This is a genomic window from Corynebacterium sp. HMSC11D10, assembly GCF_001806995.1.
GTDB classification, from domain to species: domain Bacteria; phylum Actinomycetota; class Actinomycetes; order Mycobacteriales; family Mycobacteriaceae; genus Corynebacterium; species Corynebacterium coyleae.
This window is the reverse complement of the sequence record NZ_KV787086.1, coordinates 1-16880: the sequence shown is the minus strand read 5'-3', so window position 1 is coordinate 16880 and position 16880 is coordinate 1. Positions and strand designations below refer to the sequence as shown.

The 16880-nt window shown below is 62.4% G+C and carries 15 protein-coding genes; 9 read left to right on the top strand and 6 right to left on the bottom strand.

Annotated features, from left to right (window positions below; translation table 11 throughout):
* Positions 1–4 precede the first annotated feature (4 nt).
* The 5 genes from HMPREF3120_RS10390 to HMPREF3120_RS10370 form a co-directional block, all read right to left on the bottom strand.
* Complete coding sequence (locus HMPREF3120_RS10390) at positions 5–1282, bottom strand: DUF445 domain-containing protein (RefSeq protein ID WP_246815473.1); 1278 nt, start codon at positions 1280–1282, stop codon at positions 5–7.
* An 84-nt stretch (positions 1283–1366) separates the two neighbouring features.
* Positions 1367–1735, bottom strand: coding sequence for a hypothetical protein (locus tag HMPREF3120_RS10385; protein WP_070421511.1), 369 nt, complete (start codon positions 1733–1735; stop codon positions 1367–1369).
* A gap of 66 nt (positions 1736–1801) precedes the next feature.
* The gene (locus HMPREF3120_RS10380) at positions 1802–2551 is read right to left on the bottom strand and encodes a succinate dehydrogenase/fumarate reductase iron-sulfur subunit (RefSeq protein ID WP_070421512.1); all 750 of its coding nucleotides are present in this window, start codon (positions 2549–2551) and stop codon (positions 1802–1804) included.
* The gene (locus HMPREF3120_RS10375) at positions 2551–4623 is read right to left on the bottom strand and encodes a fumarate reductase/succinate dehydrogenase flavoprotein subunit (protein ID WP_070453159.1); all 2073 of its coding nucleotides are present in this window, start codon (positions 4621–4623) and stop codon (positions 2551–2553) included. The genes HMPREF3120_RS10380 and HMPREF3120_RS10375 overlap by 1 nt, the downstream gene beginning before the upstream one ends.
* Before the next feature lie 21 nt (positions 4624–4644).
* Positions 4645–5418: a succinate dehydrogenase cytochrome b subunit gene (locus HMPREF3120_RS10370; protein WP_070421514.1), complete on the bottom strand. Its 774-nt coding sequence runs from the start codon at positions 5416–5418 to the stop codon at positions 4645–4647.
* 257 nt (positions 5419–5675) lie between these two features.
* On the opposite strand from HMPREF3120_RS10370, the gene HMPREF3120_RS10365 reads away from it, so the two are divergent.
* Positions 5676–6140, top strand: coding sequence for an SRPBCC family protein (locus HMPREF3120_RS10365; protein WP_070421515.1), 465 nt, complete (start codon positions 5676–5678; stop codon positions 6138–6140).
* A 250-nt stretch (positions 6141–6390) separates the two neighbouring features.
* Here HMPREF3120_RS10365 and lpdA read toward each other — a convergent pair whose 3' ends face one another.
* The gene (gene lpdA, locus HMPREF3120_RS10360) at positions 6391–7803 is read right to left on the bottom strand and encodes a dihydrolipoyl dehydrogenase (protein WP_070453155.1); all 1413 of its coding nucleotides are present in this window, start codon (positions 7801–7803) and stop codon (positions 6391–6393) included.
* 78 nt (positions 7804–7881) lie between these two features.
* Here lpdA and HMPREF3120_RS10355 point away from each other — a divergent pair, with 78 nt between their 5' ends.
* From HMPREF3120_RS10355 to HMPREF3120_RS10320, 8 genes are all read left to right on the top strand, one after another.
* Positions 7882–9366, top strand: coding sequence for an alpha/beta hydrolase (locus tag HMPREF3120_RS10355; RefSeq protein ID WP_141739431.1), 1485 nt, complete (start codon positions 7882–7884; stop codon positions 9364–9366).
* 328 nt (positions 9367–9694) lie between these two features.
* Positions 9695–10804 (top strand): alpha/beta hydrolase, encoded by a 1110-nt coding sequence (locus HMPREF3120_RS10350; RefSeq protein ID WP_070421517.1) that lies wholly within the window; start codon positions 9695–9697, stop codon positions 10802–10804.
* A gap of 28 nt (positions 10805–10832) precedes the next feature.
* Positions 10833–12047 carry a M1 family metallopeptidase gene (locus tag HMPREF3120_RS10345; protein ID WP_070453152.1) on the top strand — a complete coding sequence of 405 codons (1215 nt, stop codon included), beginning with the start codon at positions 10833–10835 and terminating at the stop codon, positions 12045–12047.
* Positions 12044–13225, top strand: a complete 1182-nt coding sequence (locus HMPREF3120_RS10340) for a polysaccharide biosynthesis protein (RefSeq protein WP_070453150.1) — start codon at positions 12044–12046, stop codon at positions 13223–13225. Before HMPREF3120_RS10345 ends, HMPREF3120_RS10340 begins: the two co-directional genes overlap by 4 nt.
* Before the next feature lie 6 nt (positions 13226–13231).
* Positions 13232–14203 carry a dTDP-glucose 4,6-dehydratase gene (rfbB, locus tag HMPREF3120_RS10335; protein WP_070453147.1) on the top strand — a complete coding sequence of 324 codons (972 nt, stop codon included), beginning with the start codon at positions 13232–13234 and terminating at the stop codon, positions 14201–14203.
* Positions 14203–15498 carry a sugar nucleotide-binding protein gene (locus HMPREF3120_RS10330; RefSeq protein ID WP_070453144.1) on the top strand — a complete coding sequence of 432 codons (1296 nt, stop codon included), beginning with the start codon at positions 14203–14205 and terminating at the stop codon, positions 15496–15498. The genes rfbB and HMPREF3120_RS10330 overlap by 1 nt, the downstream gene beginning before the upstream one ends.
* 66 nt (positions 15499–15564) lie before the next feature.
* A complete protein-coding gene (locus tag HMPREF3120_RS10325) occupies positions 15565–16425 on the top strand; it encodes a hypothetical protein (protein ID WP_070453142.1) in 861 nt (286 codons plus the stop codon).
* A gap of 76 nt (positions 16426–16501) precedes the next feature.
* A complete protein-coding gene (locus HMPREF3120_RS10320) occupies positions 16502–16873 on the top strand; it encodes an AlbA family DNA-binding domain-containing protein (protein ID WP_070453138.1) in 372 nt (123 codons plus the stop codon).
* The last annotated feature ends 7 nt before the right edge of the window (positions 16874–16880 follow it).

Genomic DNA, 16880 nt, shown 5'->3' with positions numbered 1-16880 from the left:
TCATCTAAAAGAACAAGAGCTGTGTCACAGTGTAAATAACCAAACCGGCCAGTGCACCGACCACAGTGCCGTTCAGACGAATGAACTGCAGGTCACGGCCCACCATCAGCTCGATCTTCTCCGCTGCTTCCTCCCCATCCCAACGCTCGATCGTCTCCGCGATGATGCCCACGATCTGTTCCGCGCCGTTCTCAGCCGCGTAGTGGGTGATCTTTTCCAGGCGTGCTTCGGCATCGGCGCGGACTGTGGGGTCGTCGCGAAGCTTGGTGCCCCATTCCATCGACGCATCCGCGATCTTCCTGCGCAGCGTGCTCGACGGATCCGAGGCCGCCTCCACCAACGCTGTGGACAACTGCGCCCACATCCCCGCCGACGCCGAACGCACCGCGTTCGACGCCATAATGTCGCCCTTCAACGCCTCCACGCGCGAGATCATCTCCCCATCAAACTGCAGGTCCTGCGCGAAGTCGTTGATCTGTCGGCGCAGCGCCCGCCGCGCCTCGTGCTGCGGGTCCGCGTCCACGTCCGCCATGAACGACACCAACTCGTCGTACACGCGCTGCCCCACGAGGTCTTTAGCGAATTGGGGTGCCCAGCGGGGCATACGTTCGTCGATAAGTGAAACGACCGTGTCCTCCATGCCATTTACTTTGCGACGACCCCACGCCACCATGTCATCCACCACCGGCTCCACCTTGCCATCCGCAATCAACCCCTCCAGCGCACGGCCCAGCGGCGGGCCCCAAATCGGCTCCGCAAAGCGGTCGATCACCTGCGAATCGATAAACCGCTCCGCCTCCTTCGGATCGATGCCCTCAACCATGCGCACCACGAACGTGCCAACCTCTTCGCTGACACGCTCCGCGTTCGCTGGCTGCGCCATCCACGTGCCTACCCGCTCCGGGATGCCCGCATCCATCACCTTCTGCGTAATCGTGCGCGCATTCAGGAAGTTCTCGCTGACAAAGTCGCTCAGCGCCCCCGCAACCTGATCCTTCTTGTTCGGGATGATCGCCGTGTGCGGAATCGGAATCCCCATCGGGTGCTTAAACAACGCCGTCACCGCAAACCAGTCGGCCAAACCACCCACCATGCCGGCCTCCGCCGCAGCACGCACGTAACCAATCCACGCCGCCGTTGCGCCTTGGGATTGCGCCCACGAGCACGCAAGGAAGATCACCGCAGCAACCCCAAGCAAACTTGTCACCGCGATCTTGTGGTTTCGCAGGACGCGGCGCCGCTCCGTCTCATTGGTTGGGCTTGGCATCAACTGATCAGTCATGCCCCCGATTAAAGCAGCCCGGCCGACATGGGCACGAAAAATGCCCCCTTCGCCGAAACGAAGAGGGCAAAAGCTTCCAGCGCGTTAGTTCACGCGGCCAGTGCGCTTGCGGTACTCCTTGTAATCCTTCCGGCCAAGGCCGATGAAGATGAAGGCGAGCACCGTGGTGATCACTGCTTCAGCGACGCCCAGGATGAGCAGACGCTCTGCCAGGCCGTGAGTCTGCGAGCCAAAGCCGTAGACCATCGCACCCCAGCCCCACACTGCCAGGCCAACACCGAACAGTGCGGACAGGAGCAGACCCATCGCAACCCAGGTGAAGTTGCGGTTCAGGGACGAGTGCGGCGCACCCAGGGATACCGGGTCGTAGCCCTCGATGTACGTGTCCTCGATCCTGCTCTGGTACTCAGGGAAAGACTCGCTGTGGATATCTGCAACTGCATGAGAACCCATGATGATGTTTCCTTCTACTACTGCTGGTTCTACCAGGACTCCAATACCTCGGAGTATACGGCAGATCTAGTCGTCGCCACCCTTGAAGGCAGCACGGGCACGCTCAGCGTTGATCGCACCGACTGCATCAAGCGGGATACCGGCCGGGCAAACATCAGCACACTCGCCGTACAGCGAGCAGTGGCCGAAGTTCGTCTCCAGCTCATCAACCATGTTGCGGGCACGGCGGCCGCGCTCCATCTTGCCCAGCGGCAGCAGCTTCAGGTGCTTGAGCTTCGCGCCAGTGAACAGGTGCGCAGCACCGTTCGGGCAGGCAGCCACACAAGCGCCACAACCGATGCAGGCTGCGTAGTCAAGCGCGGTCTCTGCGTCCTTGTGGTTCACAGCCAGCGTGTCAGCATCCGGAGCGGTACCGGCGTTGACCGAAACGTAGCCACCTTGCTGCATGACGCGGTCCAGAGCGGAACGGTCCACAGTCAGGTCCTTGATCACCGGGAATGCACCGGAGCGGAACGGCTCAATCTTGAGCGTGTCGCCGTCGTTGTAGTTAAACAGGCGCTGCAGGCAGGCCGTCGTATTCTGGCCAGCACCGTGCGGGCGACCGTTGACCAGTACGCCACAGGTGCCGCAAATGCCTTCGCGGCAGTCAGAGGCGAACACGAACGGTTCTTTGCCCTCTTCGACGTAGTTGTTGTTGACGTGGTCGAGCAGCTCCAGGATGGACATCTGCTCCACAGCGTCGTCGACCTGGACGGTCTCGAAGCTGCCCTCAGTGTCAGGACCAGCCTGGCGCCAGATTTCAAGTGTCAGTTTCATTACTTGTAGTTCCTTGCCATCAGCGGGATCGAATCGAAGTACAGGGGTTCAGCGTGGCGGATGAACTGGCCTTCGCCGGCCGGCTCCCACGCGGAGACGAAGCACCAGTTGTCGTCGTCACGCTCTGCCTCGCCGTCATCGGTGAGGTGATCCATACGGTAGTGAGCACCGCAGGACTCGTCGCGGTCAAGAGCGTCGATGCACATGAGCTCGCCGAGGTTGATGTAGTCAACCAGGCGCAGCGCAGCCTCGAGGGTCTGGTTCATGTCATCCGCGGTACCCGGGATGGAGATGTTGGTCCAGAAGTCCTCGCGCAGTGCACGGATCTTACGGATGCCCTCTTCCAGGCCCTCCACGGTACGGGCAACGCCGCAGTGCTCGTAGAGGATGTCGCCGAGCTGCTCGTGGAAGTGCTCCGGGCCGTGCGGCTCCGGGCCACGGATGGACATGATGCGCGCGATGCGCTCCTCCACCTCAGCAACAACGTCCTTGGCTTCCTGGGAGTCCTCGGAGAGCTTCTCCTCACCGAGGTGGTTTGCCAGGTAGTTCGGGACGGTGAACGGCAGGGTGAACCAGCCGTCGACGGATGCGGACAGCAGCGAGTTAGCACCCAGACGGTTTGCACCGTGGTAGGTCCAGGAGCACTCACCGGCGGCGAACAGGCCGTCGATGGAGGTCATCTCGTTGAAGTCGGTCCACAGGCCGCCCATGGTGAAGTGGACGGTCGGTGCAATACGCATCGGAGCCTTGTACGGGTCGTCGCCAGTGGAGTCCTCGTACATCTCGAACAGGTTCGAGTAACGCTCACGGATGGTGTCCTCGCCGAGGCGCTCAATCGCGTCGGAGAAGTCCAGGTATGCGGAGTTGTGCAGCGGGCCAACACCGTAGCCGGCATTGAGCTGCTGGGAGATCGCACGGGACGCAACGTCACGCGGCACCAGGTTGCCGAAGGCCGGGTAGCGACGCTCCAGGAAGTAGTCACGCTCGTCTTCCGGAATGGTGTTCGGGTCGCGGTCGTCGCCCTTTTCCTTCGGGGTCCAAATGCGGCCGTCGTTACGCAGCGACTCCGACATCAGCGTGGTCTTTGCCTGCCACTTCGCGTTGACCGGAAGACCGGTCGGGTGGAACTGGACGAAGCACGGGGACGCCAGGTAGGCACCACGCTCGTACGCACGCATCATGGCGGAAGAGTTGGAGTTCTTCGCCAGCGTGGTCTTGTGGTACACGTTGCCGTAACCGCCGGTAGCCAGGATGACTGCGTGGCCGGTGAACGGCGTGATCTCACCGTTGATCAGGTTACGGGTCACAATGCCGGAGCAGTGCTTCTTGCCGTCCTTCTCGGTGATGATCAGATCCATCAGGTCGTGGTGAGTGAAGATCTCAACGTTGCCCAGGTGGATCTGGCGCTGCAAAGCCGAAGCGGTGGACAGCTGCAGCTGCTGGCCTGTTTGGCCACGGGTGTAGTAGGTACGGGAGACCTGCACACCACCGAACGAACGGGTGGCCAGGGTGCCGCCGTACTCACGAGCGAACGGAGCGCCAATGGCGTTCATGTGGTCGATCACGCGGACCGACTCGACAGCCAGGCGCCAGCAGTCGGACTCGCGGCAGCGGTAGTCGCCGCCCTTCACGGTGTCCTTGACGTGGCGGTAAGCACCGTCGTTATCCACCTTCTTGCCGCGGGCGGAGTTGACGCCACCCTGTGCAGCAATGGAGTGCGCACGACGCGGAGCATCGTGGTAGGTGAAGGACTTGACGTTGTAGCCGAGCTCGCCAAGTGCCGCAGCAGCTGCGCCACCGGACAGGCCGGTACCAACAACGAGGACGGTGAACTTACGACGGTTCAGCGGCGACACCAGGTTCATGTGGTCCTTCTGGAACTCCCACATGTCCTTCATGCGCACTTCGTCGCGGTTTGGCTCGTTGGACTGCAGGATCTCACCCGGGGTGACACCAGCAGCAGCCGACTCCGGCTGACGGAACGCCTGTGCCTGGGCCTGGCCAGCAGCCGGCGTCTCGGTGGAGGCCTGCTCGCCGTGCGAACCCTGATTCGAGGAAATAGAGGTAGTCATATTGTTTCTCCTATTTGGCCATTACCGAACGAAGTCCGGGACCCAGCCGGCCGCAAGAGCGATCGGCATGATGACGTTTCCGGCGACGACGATGAACGGAAGGATGTACGCGAGCACGACCATGAGGCCCTCACCGCGCTTGCCCAACCAGCCAAGGTCAGACACAGCGAGGTAGATGCCGTGGGTCAGGTGCAGCAGCAGTGCCAGGTTCGCGACAACGTAAACCAGGGTGACCCACCAACGACCTGGGCCAAAGGTAGCCAGCAGGTTGTTGCGGACTGCGCCGTGGACGAACTCGTCGGAAGCCACAGCAACACCCATGGTGAGGTCCAGGATGTGGAACACGATGAACAGCAGCAGGATGACACCCGTGACCAGCATTGCGCGGGTCGCGGTGGACTGCCAGCCACCCATCAGGCCCGTGCGCTTGAAGCGACCGCGGGACTTCTTCGAACGGCCGTGCAGGGCGAATGCTCCCCAAACGTGCAGCACCAGGCAGGCGAGCAGCACGATGCGAATAATCCACAGGAAGCCCTCACGCGGGAACAGCGGCTCGCCGATCGTGCGGAGGAACTCGCCGTAGTCGTCGATCGGCGCGGAGCCGTCGGCGTGCAGCGGCATAAAGATCTTCAGGTTGCCCACCATGTGGCCAAGCACGAAAAGACCGAAGATGAGGCCGGTGATGGCCATGGTCAGCTTGATGGCCCATGTTGGGTAGGACGGCCGCTCGCGCAGCGGCTTTTCAGTAATTTTTCCGTGACGAATGGCTTCACGGTCTGCGTTTTGTACAGTCATGGCACCTCCAGTGTCGCTAATACTCTATGAGAATCGCGCCGGTTACACACACCTGAATTGCAGGCCGATCCATGTTTTTCCCAAGTTTCAACCGACACTTGACCCCTCTCCCCAGTACGCACCGCACTTTGTGACCTTCCTCACCGCGAGGCATTGATGGTGGATAGCCAACAATCCTCACCCCGTTAAGTGTCAATCTTTGGTTGGTTAGTTTCACCTAACTGCCAGCTCCGGGCGAAATCGGTACGCTGGCCCCCATGGCTATTGACAAGAACACCGAGAACTCTGCAACCCGTCAGATTGATGCCCCTGCGGCCGCGATCTTCGACATCCTGTCCAACCCCGAGCGCCACGCCGAGACCGACGACTCCGGCATGGTTGTCTCCGCCGACCAGGCCGAGCGCCTCAAGGCAGTCGGCGACACGTTCACTATGAACATGACCAAGGAGGACGGCGACTACCAGACCGTCAACGAGGTCTTCGCCATCCAGCCGGACCGCATCATCGGCTGGAAGAACGTGGAAAACACCACCGCCCAGGTGAAGGTTGGCGCGAAGTGGCTCTACGAGCTCGAGCCGATCGACGCCGACAACACCACCGTGAAGCTCACCTACCAGCGCGATGAGCTGGAGGAGAACCTGCTGGGCATGACCGAGAAGTTCAACGACGACTTCCTGGCTAAGTCCCTGGACAAGCTCGCAGCAGCAGTCGCAGGCGCATAAGCACTCGCTTTTCGACGACCCCACGCGGCACCCCGCCAACCGGGGCGCCGCGTTCTGCTTTTGCTGATCGTCTAGCTTCCTTGGCAGCACAACCAGACGATCAACGCACCTCGCCCGCGTTTTCCCAGGTGATAACGCAACCCATGTTCAATATGGTGCGGATCGTCTAGTGGCAGCTAGACGATCCGCACCACAACATAAAAAAGGGGCGCGACCTGTGCGGTCGCGCCCCTTTTTATGCGGCGATCAACTAGAGGTTGATCATGTGGCCTTCGACGCCGTGGGCAACTTCCTTGAGCACCTCAGACAGGGTCGGGTGGATGTGAATGGAGCGAGCGATCTCACCGGCGGTCAGATCGAAGCGCTGTGCAAGCACAACCTCCGGCAGGAGCTCGGAAACGTTCGCGCCAACGAGGTGGGCGCCGAGGATCTCGCCGAACTCCGCGTCGGCAACGAGCTTGCCAAAGCCTGCGGTCTCAGCCAGGCCGACTGCCTTGCCGTTTGCGGTGAACGGGAAGGTAGCGACCTTGATGTCGCGGTCCGGCCACTTCTCCTTGGCCTGCTCCTCGGTGTAACCCATGGATGCAACCTGCGGGTTACAGAAGGTGGCGCGCGGGGTCATCATGTAGTCCTCGATTTCGAGGGTCTCTGCACCCGCGATGGTCTCGGCAGCGATGATGCCCTGCGCCTCTGCGACGTGGGCGAGCTGGAGCTTCGCGGTGACGTCGCCGATGGCGTAGATGTGATCGACGTTGGTGCGCATGCGCTCGTCGATAGCAATGGCGCCACGGTCGGTGAGCTCGACGCCGGTGTTCTCCAGGCCGTAGCCCTCGGTGCGCGGGGCGAAGCCGACGGAGATCATCACGCGGTCAGCCTTGAGGGTCTCGGTCTTGTCGGAGCCGTTCTTCTTTACGTCGACCTCGACGGTGTCGCCGTTGTCGCGCACCTCGGTGGTGGCGTGGCCGGTGAGCAGCTTCACGCCAAGCTTCTTGTAGGCCTTGGCGATCTCCTTGGATACGTCCTTGTCTTCGTTCGGCAGGACGCGGTCCTGGTACTCGATGACGGTGACGTCAACGCCGTAGTTGGACAGCACGTAGGCGAACTCCATGCCGATGGCGCCTGCGCCGACGATGACCATCTTCTCCGGAGCCTCAGGGTTGAGGATCTGCTCTTCGTAGGAGACGACGTTCTCGGACAGTTCGATGCCCGGCAGGGTGCGCACGACGGCGCCGGTGGCGATGATGCAGTCGTCGAAAGTGACGGTCTTGCCCTTGTCGTCACCTTCGGTGATCTCGATGGTCTTGGCGTCCTTGAAGGAGCCCAGGCCGTTGATTTCCTGGATCTTGTTCTTCTTCATCAGGTAGTGCACACCGCCGACGATCTTCTGGGAGACCTGGCGGGAGCGCTTGTGGGCGTCGGTGTAGTCGAACTCCACGTCACCCTTGATGCCGAAAGTTTTTGCTTCGTGGTTGAAGATGGAGGCGACTTCAGCGTTCTTGATAAGCGCCTTGGATGGGATGCAGCCTACGTTGAGGCAGACTCCGCCCCAGTACTGCTTCTCAATGACAGCAACTTTCTTACCCAGCTGAGCTGCACGGATGGCGGCGACGTAGCCACCGGGGCCCGCGCCGAGGACAACAACGTCAAAATGTTCTTTACTCACGATGCATATGGTACGTCCCCTTCTGGCAAAATGTGGCGGAGGATCTCCCCAAGTCTTTAGGAAAGCGAGCACAGTTCCGTGAAACTCACGCGTCCGGCCATCGCCGTAGCCGCTGTCGCCCTTGTTACAGCAGGTGCCGTTCCCGTTGTCCATTACGCATCTTCGCTTGACGACGACACCCCCGCCGTCCTCAGCGCTGCCCAGTCGACAGTGAATACAACACTGCCTGAGACCACCACCTCGGAGACGACCACCCCGACCGAGCCGACAGAGAAGTCGACAACGTCGGCAACGTCCGAAACCCCAACTTCGAACGAGCCCACCCCCACCACGTCCGAGCTGGTACCGGAGGGCTCCAGCAAGGACACGACCAACGAGGACCTCACCTCGAAGGACGACGCGGACGCCAAGGACGACTCAGCCGCTGACGCGGATGCGGACGCCACGGTGCTTTCGGAGGATGCGGCGAAGCTGAACCCGATGGGTGAGGATATGCAGCAGCACCCGGCGATCAAGGAACTCGGCGAGGTGCCGAAGACGATGAGCGGCGCGGACCAGCGCTGGGTCAAGCGTCTGGCCGACAACCAGCACGTGTGGAAGAACGAAGCGCTGCGCGTGTACTCGGAATCGATGGGCCGTTACATCCCGGTCGCGGTGTTCTACGCCACCAACGACAAGGGTGAAACGGTCGAGAACGCCCCGACGGTTTACCTACTTAACGGCGCTGGTGGCTCCGAGCAGGACACCGACTGGGTTTCCCAGGCACTCGAGGAAGTCCACGAGGTCTACGGTCGCTCGGGCGCGAACGTGGTCATCCCGATGGAGGGCGCGTTCTCGTACTACGTCGACTGGGCTGCAGAGCCGCCGACGGAGAAGAACGTGTTTTACAAGGGCAAGCAGATGTGGTCGACGTTCCTGGCCAAGGAACTGCCGCAGACCATCGAGCCGTACATCAAGGCTGACCCGAACCGCCGTGGCGTGATCGGCATGTCTATGTCCGCCACCTCGTCGCTGCTGCTCGCTGAGCACAACCCGAACATGTTTAAGGCCGTCGGCTCGTTCTCCGGCTGCCCGGCAACGTCGCGTCCGCTGCCGAGCTTCTTCATCAACCTCACGGTGGACCGTGCTGCACCGGGTGTCATGACGCCTGAGTACATCTTCGGCCCGATGGGTTCGGACTACAACCGCCGCTACGATGCCCTAGTCAACGCACCAGCCCTGGCGGGCACTGACACGAAGGTGTACATCTCCACCGGCACCGGCCTCGCAGCGGAGACCGACATGCCGGGCACGTTGCGGAAGCGCCTCGAAGATAAGGGCTTGGACTCCTCCGACGCGTTTGTGAAGGGTTCCGCGAACGCCGCGACCCTCCTGGTCGAAGGTGGCGCGATCGAGGCCGCGATGAACGCCTGCACCCACGACTTCCTGGTCAAGGCGCGTGCCAACGGTGCGGAGGTCGCTCACGCTGAGCTGCGCCCGGTTGGCACCCACTCCTGGCCGGTGTGGCGCGACGACCTGAAGCGCTCCTACGAGACCGTGTTCAAGTCGGCGCTCGGCCTGTAACTCGGCCTGTAACTGGGTCTGTAACCGCGCCTGTAAAAAACAGGCAACAAAAAAGAGGCACCCTGCCACAGGGTGCCTCTTTTTCTAGCTTTTAGAACATGCCCAGGCCGTAGGCGATCGTGGAGGACGTCGAGGAGCCGAAGTGGATGAGCTGGCCGAGGACCTCGTTGATCTGCAGCTGGACGGATTCGATCGGGTTCATGTCGCTTTCCTTTCAAAACGTGGAACATCTGTAACAATAGCCACAGGTTTAACGTATGTACCGTACAATGACGCTTCGAATGTCGTCAGGCAACACACTTTCGTTACAGAAACGGGGACCCGCCTCATGAAGACCTTGAAGAAAGCTGCGCTCGCAGCACTCACCGCCGTCGCCCTCGCATGCGGTACGACTCCCGCGGTGGCGCAGCCGGTTGGCGTGGTCAAGGCGTGGGACGCCACGGCAAACCCGCCGACTGTCATCCACACCGGCAAGCCGCAGTCCTGGGTGAAGCAGGTCGACCACAAAACGGTCCTGTCCTACAACGTGTTCTCCCCGTCGATGAACCGTGACATCCCGGTTGCCGTCATCCCCGCCACCAACCCGGCCGGCCAGCGCGTCCAGGGCGCGCCGACGCTCTACCTGCTCAACGGCGCAGGCGGTGCGGAGCAGGACCAGGACTGGATCCACCTGCACACCACCAAGGACTACTTCGCCGGCAAGGGTGTCAACGTGGTCATCCCGCAGGCTGGCGCTTTTTCGTACTACACCGACTGGGTCGCCCCAACCGTGCGCTCCCGCTACCTCAACGGCCCACAGAAGTGGGAGACGTTCCTGACCAAGGAACTGCCTGGTCCGATTGAGCGCACCCTCGGTGCAAATAACAACCGAGCGATCGCCGGGTTCTCCATGTCGGGCACCTCGGCGCTCGTCCTGCCGCAACACAACCCGGGCATGTACAAGGCGGCGGCGTCGTTCTCCGGCTGCGCGGCGACGTCCTCGCCAGCCGGCTACAACTTCGCCCGCATCACCGTGAACCGCGCGTCGGCCACCCAGGACTTCAAAACCGTCACCCCGGAGATGATGTGGGGCCCAATGGGCGGACCGTACAACCGCTGGAACGACGCCCTGCTCAACGCCGAGAAACTGCGCGGCCTGAAGCTCTACGTCTCCGCGGGCACCGGCCTGGCGGGGCGCAGCGACCAGGTCAGCTACCTCATCGGCCTCGGCGCACCGGACCCGATCGCACACATCGGCGCGGCAACGCTGCAGGTAGAAGGCGGCGTGATCGAGGCTGCGATCAACACCTGCACCCACGACCTCAAGGCAAAGCTCGACGGGTTGAACATCCCGGCGCACTTCGAGCTGCGCAACGTGGGCACCCACTCCTGGCCGTACTGGCGCGACGACCTGGACAAGGCCTGGCGCACCACTATCGCACCGGCACTCGGGGTGTAAGCACGCGCTGGACTAGACTTCGCAGGCGATGAAACGCCGCAGCGACAACTACACGGGCGTGGAACCCAACCGTGGGTTCCACGTCACGCATTACGACCTGGATTTCGACTACATCGTCGGACCCAACCGGCTCAACGCCACCGCAACGTTGACGCTGACCACCACCGAAGCCCTGCACCACCTGACGTTGGATGTGGCGGAGGGGCTTGCGGTTCGGCGCGTGGAGTCGTCGATAAGCAGTGGCATCAAGCGCTTCCGCCAGTCGGGTGGAAAATTGCGCATCTCGCTTCACGACGACCTCCCGGCCCACACCGAATTCACCCTCACCATCCGCTACGGCGGCAACCCCCGCCCGCGACGCACCGCGTGGGGTGAACTCGGCTGGGAGGAACTGGACAACGGCGCGCTGACCGCCAACCAGCCCAACGGCGCGCCCACCTGGTTCCCCTGCAACGACACCCCCGACGAGAAGGCGACCTACACGTTTAACGTGCGCACCGACCGCGACTACGTCGCCGTAACCAACACCACCGCGCACCCGATGCCGACGTACCTGGCCACGGTGCAGGTCGGCCAGTTCCAACGCGTGGAGCTCGGCCGCAACGTCGTCGCATGGCTGCCCGGCGCGCAACCCGGCGACCTAAACAAACAGCAGGCGATGCTGGACTACTTTGAAACCGTCTTCGGGCCGTACCCGTTTGAGAACTACCAGGTAGTCGTGCACGAGGAGGCGCTGGAAATCCCGCTCGAGGCGCAGGGCCTGTCCATCTTCGGCATCAACCACCTGCGCCGCAACGAGCGGCTGATCGCGCACGAGTTGGCGCACCAATGGTTCGGCAACTCGCTCGGCATCGGCCACTGGCGCGACATCTGGCTCAACGAAGGTTTCGCCTGCTACGCCGAGTGGCTGTGGGCGGATCACGCAGGACAGATGCCTATCGACGACTCCGTGCGCACCCACTACAACAAACTCACCCCCATGCGGTTTACCCTGGCGGATCCGGGCCCGCGCGACATGTTCGACGACCGCGTGTACAAACGCGGCGCGATCACGCTGCATGCTTTACGACGAAGCGTCGGCGACCCAGTCTTCTTCAACACGGTGCGCGATTATGTGGCTGCGAACGCGGACGGGATCGTCGATACGCAAACGCTCATTGACGCCTTTGCCCGCAACGGTGCCGACATTGCCCCAATCCTGGAGGCATGGGTGCAGCGCGCCGAACTGCCGGAGTGCCTGTGAAACACCTCTCGCTGGCGACAGTGTTCGCCGCCATCAGCGGGCTGGTCGTCGTCTGGGTCGCCGGCTGGGCGCTGGACGTAGAAACCGGCTACCGGTACTTCCTGGCCTACTGGGGGCTGTTCTTCGCCTGCGCCGGGATCGTGGACGGCATCACCCACGAAACCACCCGCGCCGTCGCCGCCGCCCGCGAGGACGGCACTCGCGGCAACGCCAACCCGTGGCGCATGGGTGCGGTCATCGGCGGGGTGGCGCTGGCGCTCGTGGCGGTGTTCGGCCTGTTCGGCATGGGCACGATCGTGCCCTCCGACCCGACGCTGGCCACCGCGCTGCTGGCGTTCGGCCTGCTGTCTTACGCGTTCCAATCGGTGCTCTCCGGCGTGCTGTCGGGTGCGGGACTGTGGGAGCGCTACGCCGCACTCGTGGCGTTGGACTCCGGCGCGCGCCTGGTCCTCGCCGTGCTCACGCTGCTGCTCGGCGGTGGGCTTCGCGAGTTCCTCATCATCACCGTTATCGGCGCCCTGAGCTGGGTGGTCATCCTTGCCGTCGACCCGGTGCGCGTCGCCTTGGACGTGGACCGCGCCACGTTCGTGCGCCGCGTCCTCTCCGCCATGACCGCCTCAGGCGCCTCCGCAGCGCTGATCACCGGCTTCCCCACCGCCGTCAGCGCCGCGTTTCCCGACGACCCGCAGACCTCCCTGACCGTCGCCGCGATCTCGAATGCCGTTATGCTCACCCGCGCACCCGTGCTCGTGCCGCTGCAACGCTTCCAATCGGCGCTGGTGGTGCGGTTCGTGGAACACCGCGACCGTATTTACAAGGCGCTGGCCGCCCCCATCGGCGCGGTGCTTGCTCTCGGCGTGGTCGGTTTCGCCGCCGCGTGGCTCATCGGCCCATGGATCCTGCGCCTCGCGTTCAAACCGGAACTGTTCGTCGCCGGCCTCACGCTTGGGCTGCTCACGTTCGCCTCGGCGTTTATGGGCATGCTCATGATCACCGGCGTGGCGGTGCTCGCCCTGGAGCGGCATGCGTTTTACGTGGCAGGCTGGGTCGCGGCGACGCTGATCGCCTTCGCGGTCCTCTTCATCGCGCCGTGGGGCGTGGCCACCTCGGTTACCGTCGCCCTGTTCGTCGGGCCGGTTGTCGGTGCGCTCGTGCACCTCGCGGGCCTTGTAAGGTAACGCGATATGGAATCTTTGCTGGTCACCGGCGGCGCCGGTTTCATCGGGTCGAACTTCGCACGCATGGCGGCGCAGCGCTACCGTGTCGTCGTGGTGGACAAACTCACCTACGCCGGCAACCGCGCCAACGTCCCCGACGGTGTCGAGTTCGTCCAGGGGGACATTTGCGAGCAATCGCTTATCGACGACCTCGTGTCCCACACCGACGCCGTCATCCACTTCGCGGCAGAATCCCACAACGACAACTCCCTGCGGGACCCAAGTGCGTTCGTGCAATCCAACGTGGTGGGCACCTTCACCCTGCTGGAAGCCGTGCGCAAGTTTGATAAGCGCCTGCACCACATCTCCACCGACGAAGTCTTTGGCGACCTCGAACTCGGCGGCAACGACGCATTCACCGAAACCACCCCCTACAACCCGTCGTCGCCCTACTCCGCCACCAAAGCTGGCTCCGACCACCTCGTGCGCGCATGGGTGCGCTCCTTCGGCATCAAAGCGACCATCTCGAACTGCTCCAACAACTACGGCCCCTACCAGCACGTAGAAAAGTTCATCCCCCGCCAGATCACCAACATCCTGTGCGGCCAACCCGCGAAGCTCTACGGCACCGGAGCCCAGGTGCGTGACTGGATCCACGTCGACGACCACAACGACGCCGTCCTCACCATCCTCGAGCACGGCCGGCTCGGCGAAACCTATAATATCGGCGCAAACCAGCCACACACCACAAACAAGCAGGTCATCGAAACAATCTGCGAAATCATGGGCGGCACCTACGAACACGTCGCCGACCGGCCCGGCCACGACCAGCGTTACACCATGGACGCCACCAAACTCCGCAACGAACTCGGCTGGACACCCAAGCACGACTTCGACACCGGCCTGCGCGACACCATCGACTGGTACCGAGAGAATCGTCGGTGGTGGGAGGACGGTAAGGGTGTCGTCGAGAAGCAATATGCGCAAAGGGGACAGTAATGATCGCAGGACTTGAAATCCACGACCTCACACTGCACGAAGACAACCGCGGCTGGTTCAAAGAAAACTGGGCCGGCCAAGCACTCGTACCGCGGCAACAAAACGTGAGCTACAACGCCCGACGCGGCGCCACCCGCGGTATGCACGCAGAACCCTGGGACAAATGGGTCTCCGTCGCCACCGGACGCGTCTTCGGCGCGTGGGTAGACATGCGCGCCGGCTCCGAAACCTACGGCGAAACGTTCACCTGCGAAATCGGCCCCGACACCGCCGTGTTCGTCCCCCGCGGCGTAGCCAACGGCTTCCAGGCTTTGGAGGACGACACCACCTACATCTACCTGGTCAACCAGCGCTACAGCCCCGGCGGTGCGTACTGCTCCTACCGCGAGATCGACTGGCCGCTCGAACCCACCGAACTCTCCGCCGCCGACCAAGCACACCCCATGCTTGCCGACGCCACCCCACTGCCACCCCGCCGCATCCTGGTCACCGGCGCCAACGGGCAGTTAGGCCGCGCGCTGCGTGCGATCTGGTCCGACGACGAGGCAGTGTTCGTCGGCCGCGACAAGTTCGACATCACCGCGCCACCCGAGCTGGACTGGTCCGAGTACTGGGCCGTGGTCAACTGCGCCGCATACAACGACGTCAACGGCGCCGAAACCGACCGCGCCGCAGCCTGGGCGACCAACGCCGCCGCCCCCGCCGCGCTCGCCAGACTTGCCGACGAGCACGACCTCACCTTCGTCCACGTCTCCTCCGACTACATCTTCGACGGCACAGTCGAGGTCCACGATGAGGCCGAAGTGCCCTCGCCGCTGTCCGCCTACGGAGCCTCCAAAGCCGCCGGCGACACCGCCGCCCAAACCGCCCGCAAACACTACGTCGTGCGCACCTCCTGGGTCTTCGGCGACGGCGCCAACTTCATGGAAACCATGGCCCAACTCGCCGAAAAGGGCGCCACGCCGAAGGTGGTATCCGACCAGCGCGGGCGCCCCACCTCCGCCGACGACCTGGCCAAAGGCATCGCGCACCTGCTTCGCACCGGTGCCGAATACGGCGTGTACAACATCACCTCCGACGGCGACACCGTCGGCCGCGACGAAATCGCCATGGCCGTCTACATCGCCATGGGCGGCAACCCCGCCGACGTCCACCCCGTCACCACCGAGGAGTACGGCCTCGACGCCGCCGTGCGCCCCCGCGAATCCACTCTGTCGCTGGACAAGATCAAGGCCACCGGGTTCGCGCCGACGAACTGGCGGGCGGCACTCGCGCTCTACGTCGCCATGCGATAGCCCAGCTGAGGGGGTGAATCCCGCTTATACTTACGGAAGTCCCCACCCCGTTCCCAGGAGATTTCCATGAAAACGTCGCGCTTCCTTGCTCTTGCTACTGCCACCGCTGCGGCCTTTTCCGCTGTCACGCCTGCGCAGGCAGCGCAGATCGGCCCCCTCAACCAAAACAAATGCAAGGTGACCTTCACCGCGGCGGAGAAGGATTTCCTGACATCGATGGAACAGGACGTGGCAAGCCGACTCGACTCGACGTTTGCACGCGACATCAACCTGTCGCTCGAAGCCGCATACCCGTCCGCTCGTCCCGTTGGCAATGACTTCGTCGACGCCAACAAGCAACCACTCACCGGCCACAAGACTGTCGATGCCTTCGACGCAGCATTCGACGCCCTGAACAAGGACTCGTACCTGAACCGACTGGGTATGGCAGGTATGAATGAGTCGACCGCGAAGTTTTATCTGCAGCTGCGCGCGCGAGCTGCCTATGGGCAGAACCTCGCCGGCGGCACCGAATCCGAGGAAACAGACTGGGATAATTACTACGTCGAAGCGAGGAAGAAAGAGGGCGATATCGAAGGCAACTTCGTTGGCGGCCTGCTAGCTCTCTTGCTTGGTCTCACCGATGTCCTTGGCAACGAGGCGCAGATGGAAAAATTCTACTCCACCTTCGAGAAAACCTCCGCTGGCAAGTACTTCGAGGGAATGAACGTCTTCCTCAACGCCAACGCGGACGCTGAGGAAGCTTGCCTCGGCGAAGGCAACACCACGGTTGCGTTCCCGACGAAGCCGGCAAACCAGCCAGCCAAGGAGGACGGCTCTTCCACCGCTGGCATCGTGGTCGGCGTGATCGCCGCCGTGCTCGCAGTGGTCGGTATCGCGGCGGCTTTCGCACCGAAGTTGGGAATCCAGTTCCCGGGCCTGCGCTAACTGAGGTCGCAGGCAACTTACCAATCAACTTCCCAACTACTTACCAACATGGGAAGTTGATTGGTAAGTTGGTGGCATGTTGCCGGTCGATCTTGCTCAGCTGCTAGACAAACTCCGCATAATCGGTACTGAACAGCAGCACGTAGAAGTTAAATCCGGCGCCGGCAAAAACATGTTGGAAACACTCAGTGCTTTTTCTAACAAAGACGGCGGAATCATCATTTTTGGAATCGACGAAGAATCGGGTTTCACCCCGGTTCCCAACTTCGATTCCCGGAAAACTCAAGACTCTCTAAATTCATTTTGCGAGAAGCTCACTCCGCCAGTCCGTCCAACGGTCGAAGTCATGCCATTCGAAGGTTCCAGTGTCGTCGTTGCACATTTCAAAGAAATGGCTCCGTTTGATAAACCGTGTTATATCACGGTTGCGTCCCTTAGTGTGGTGTAACGCTTGC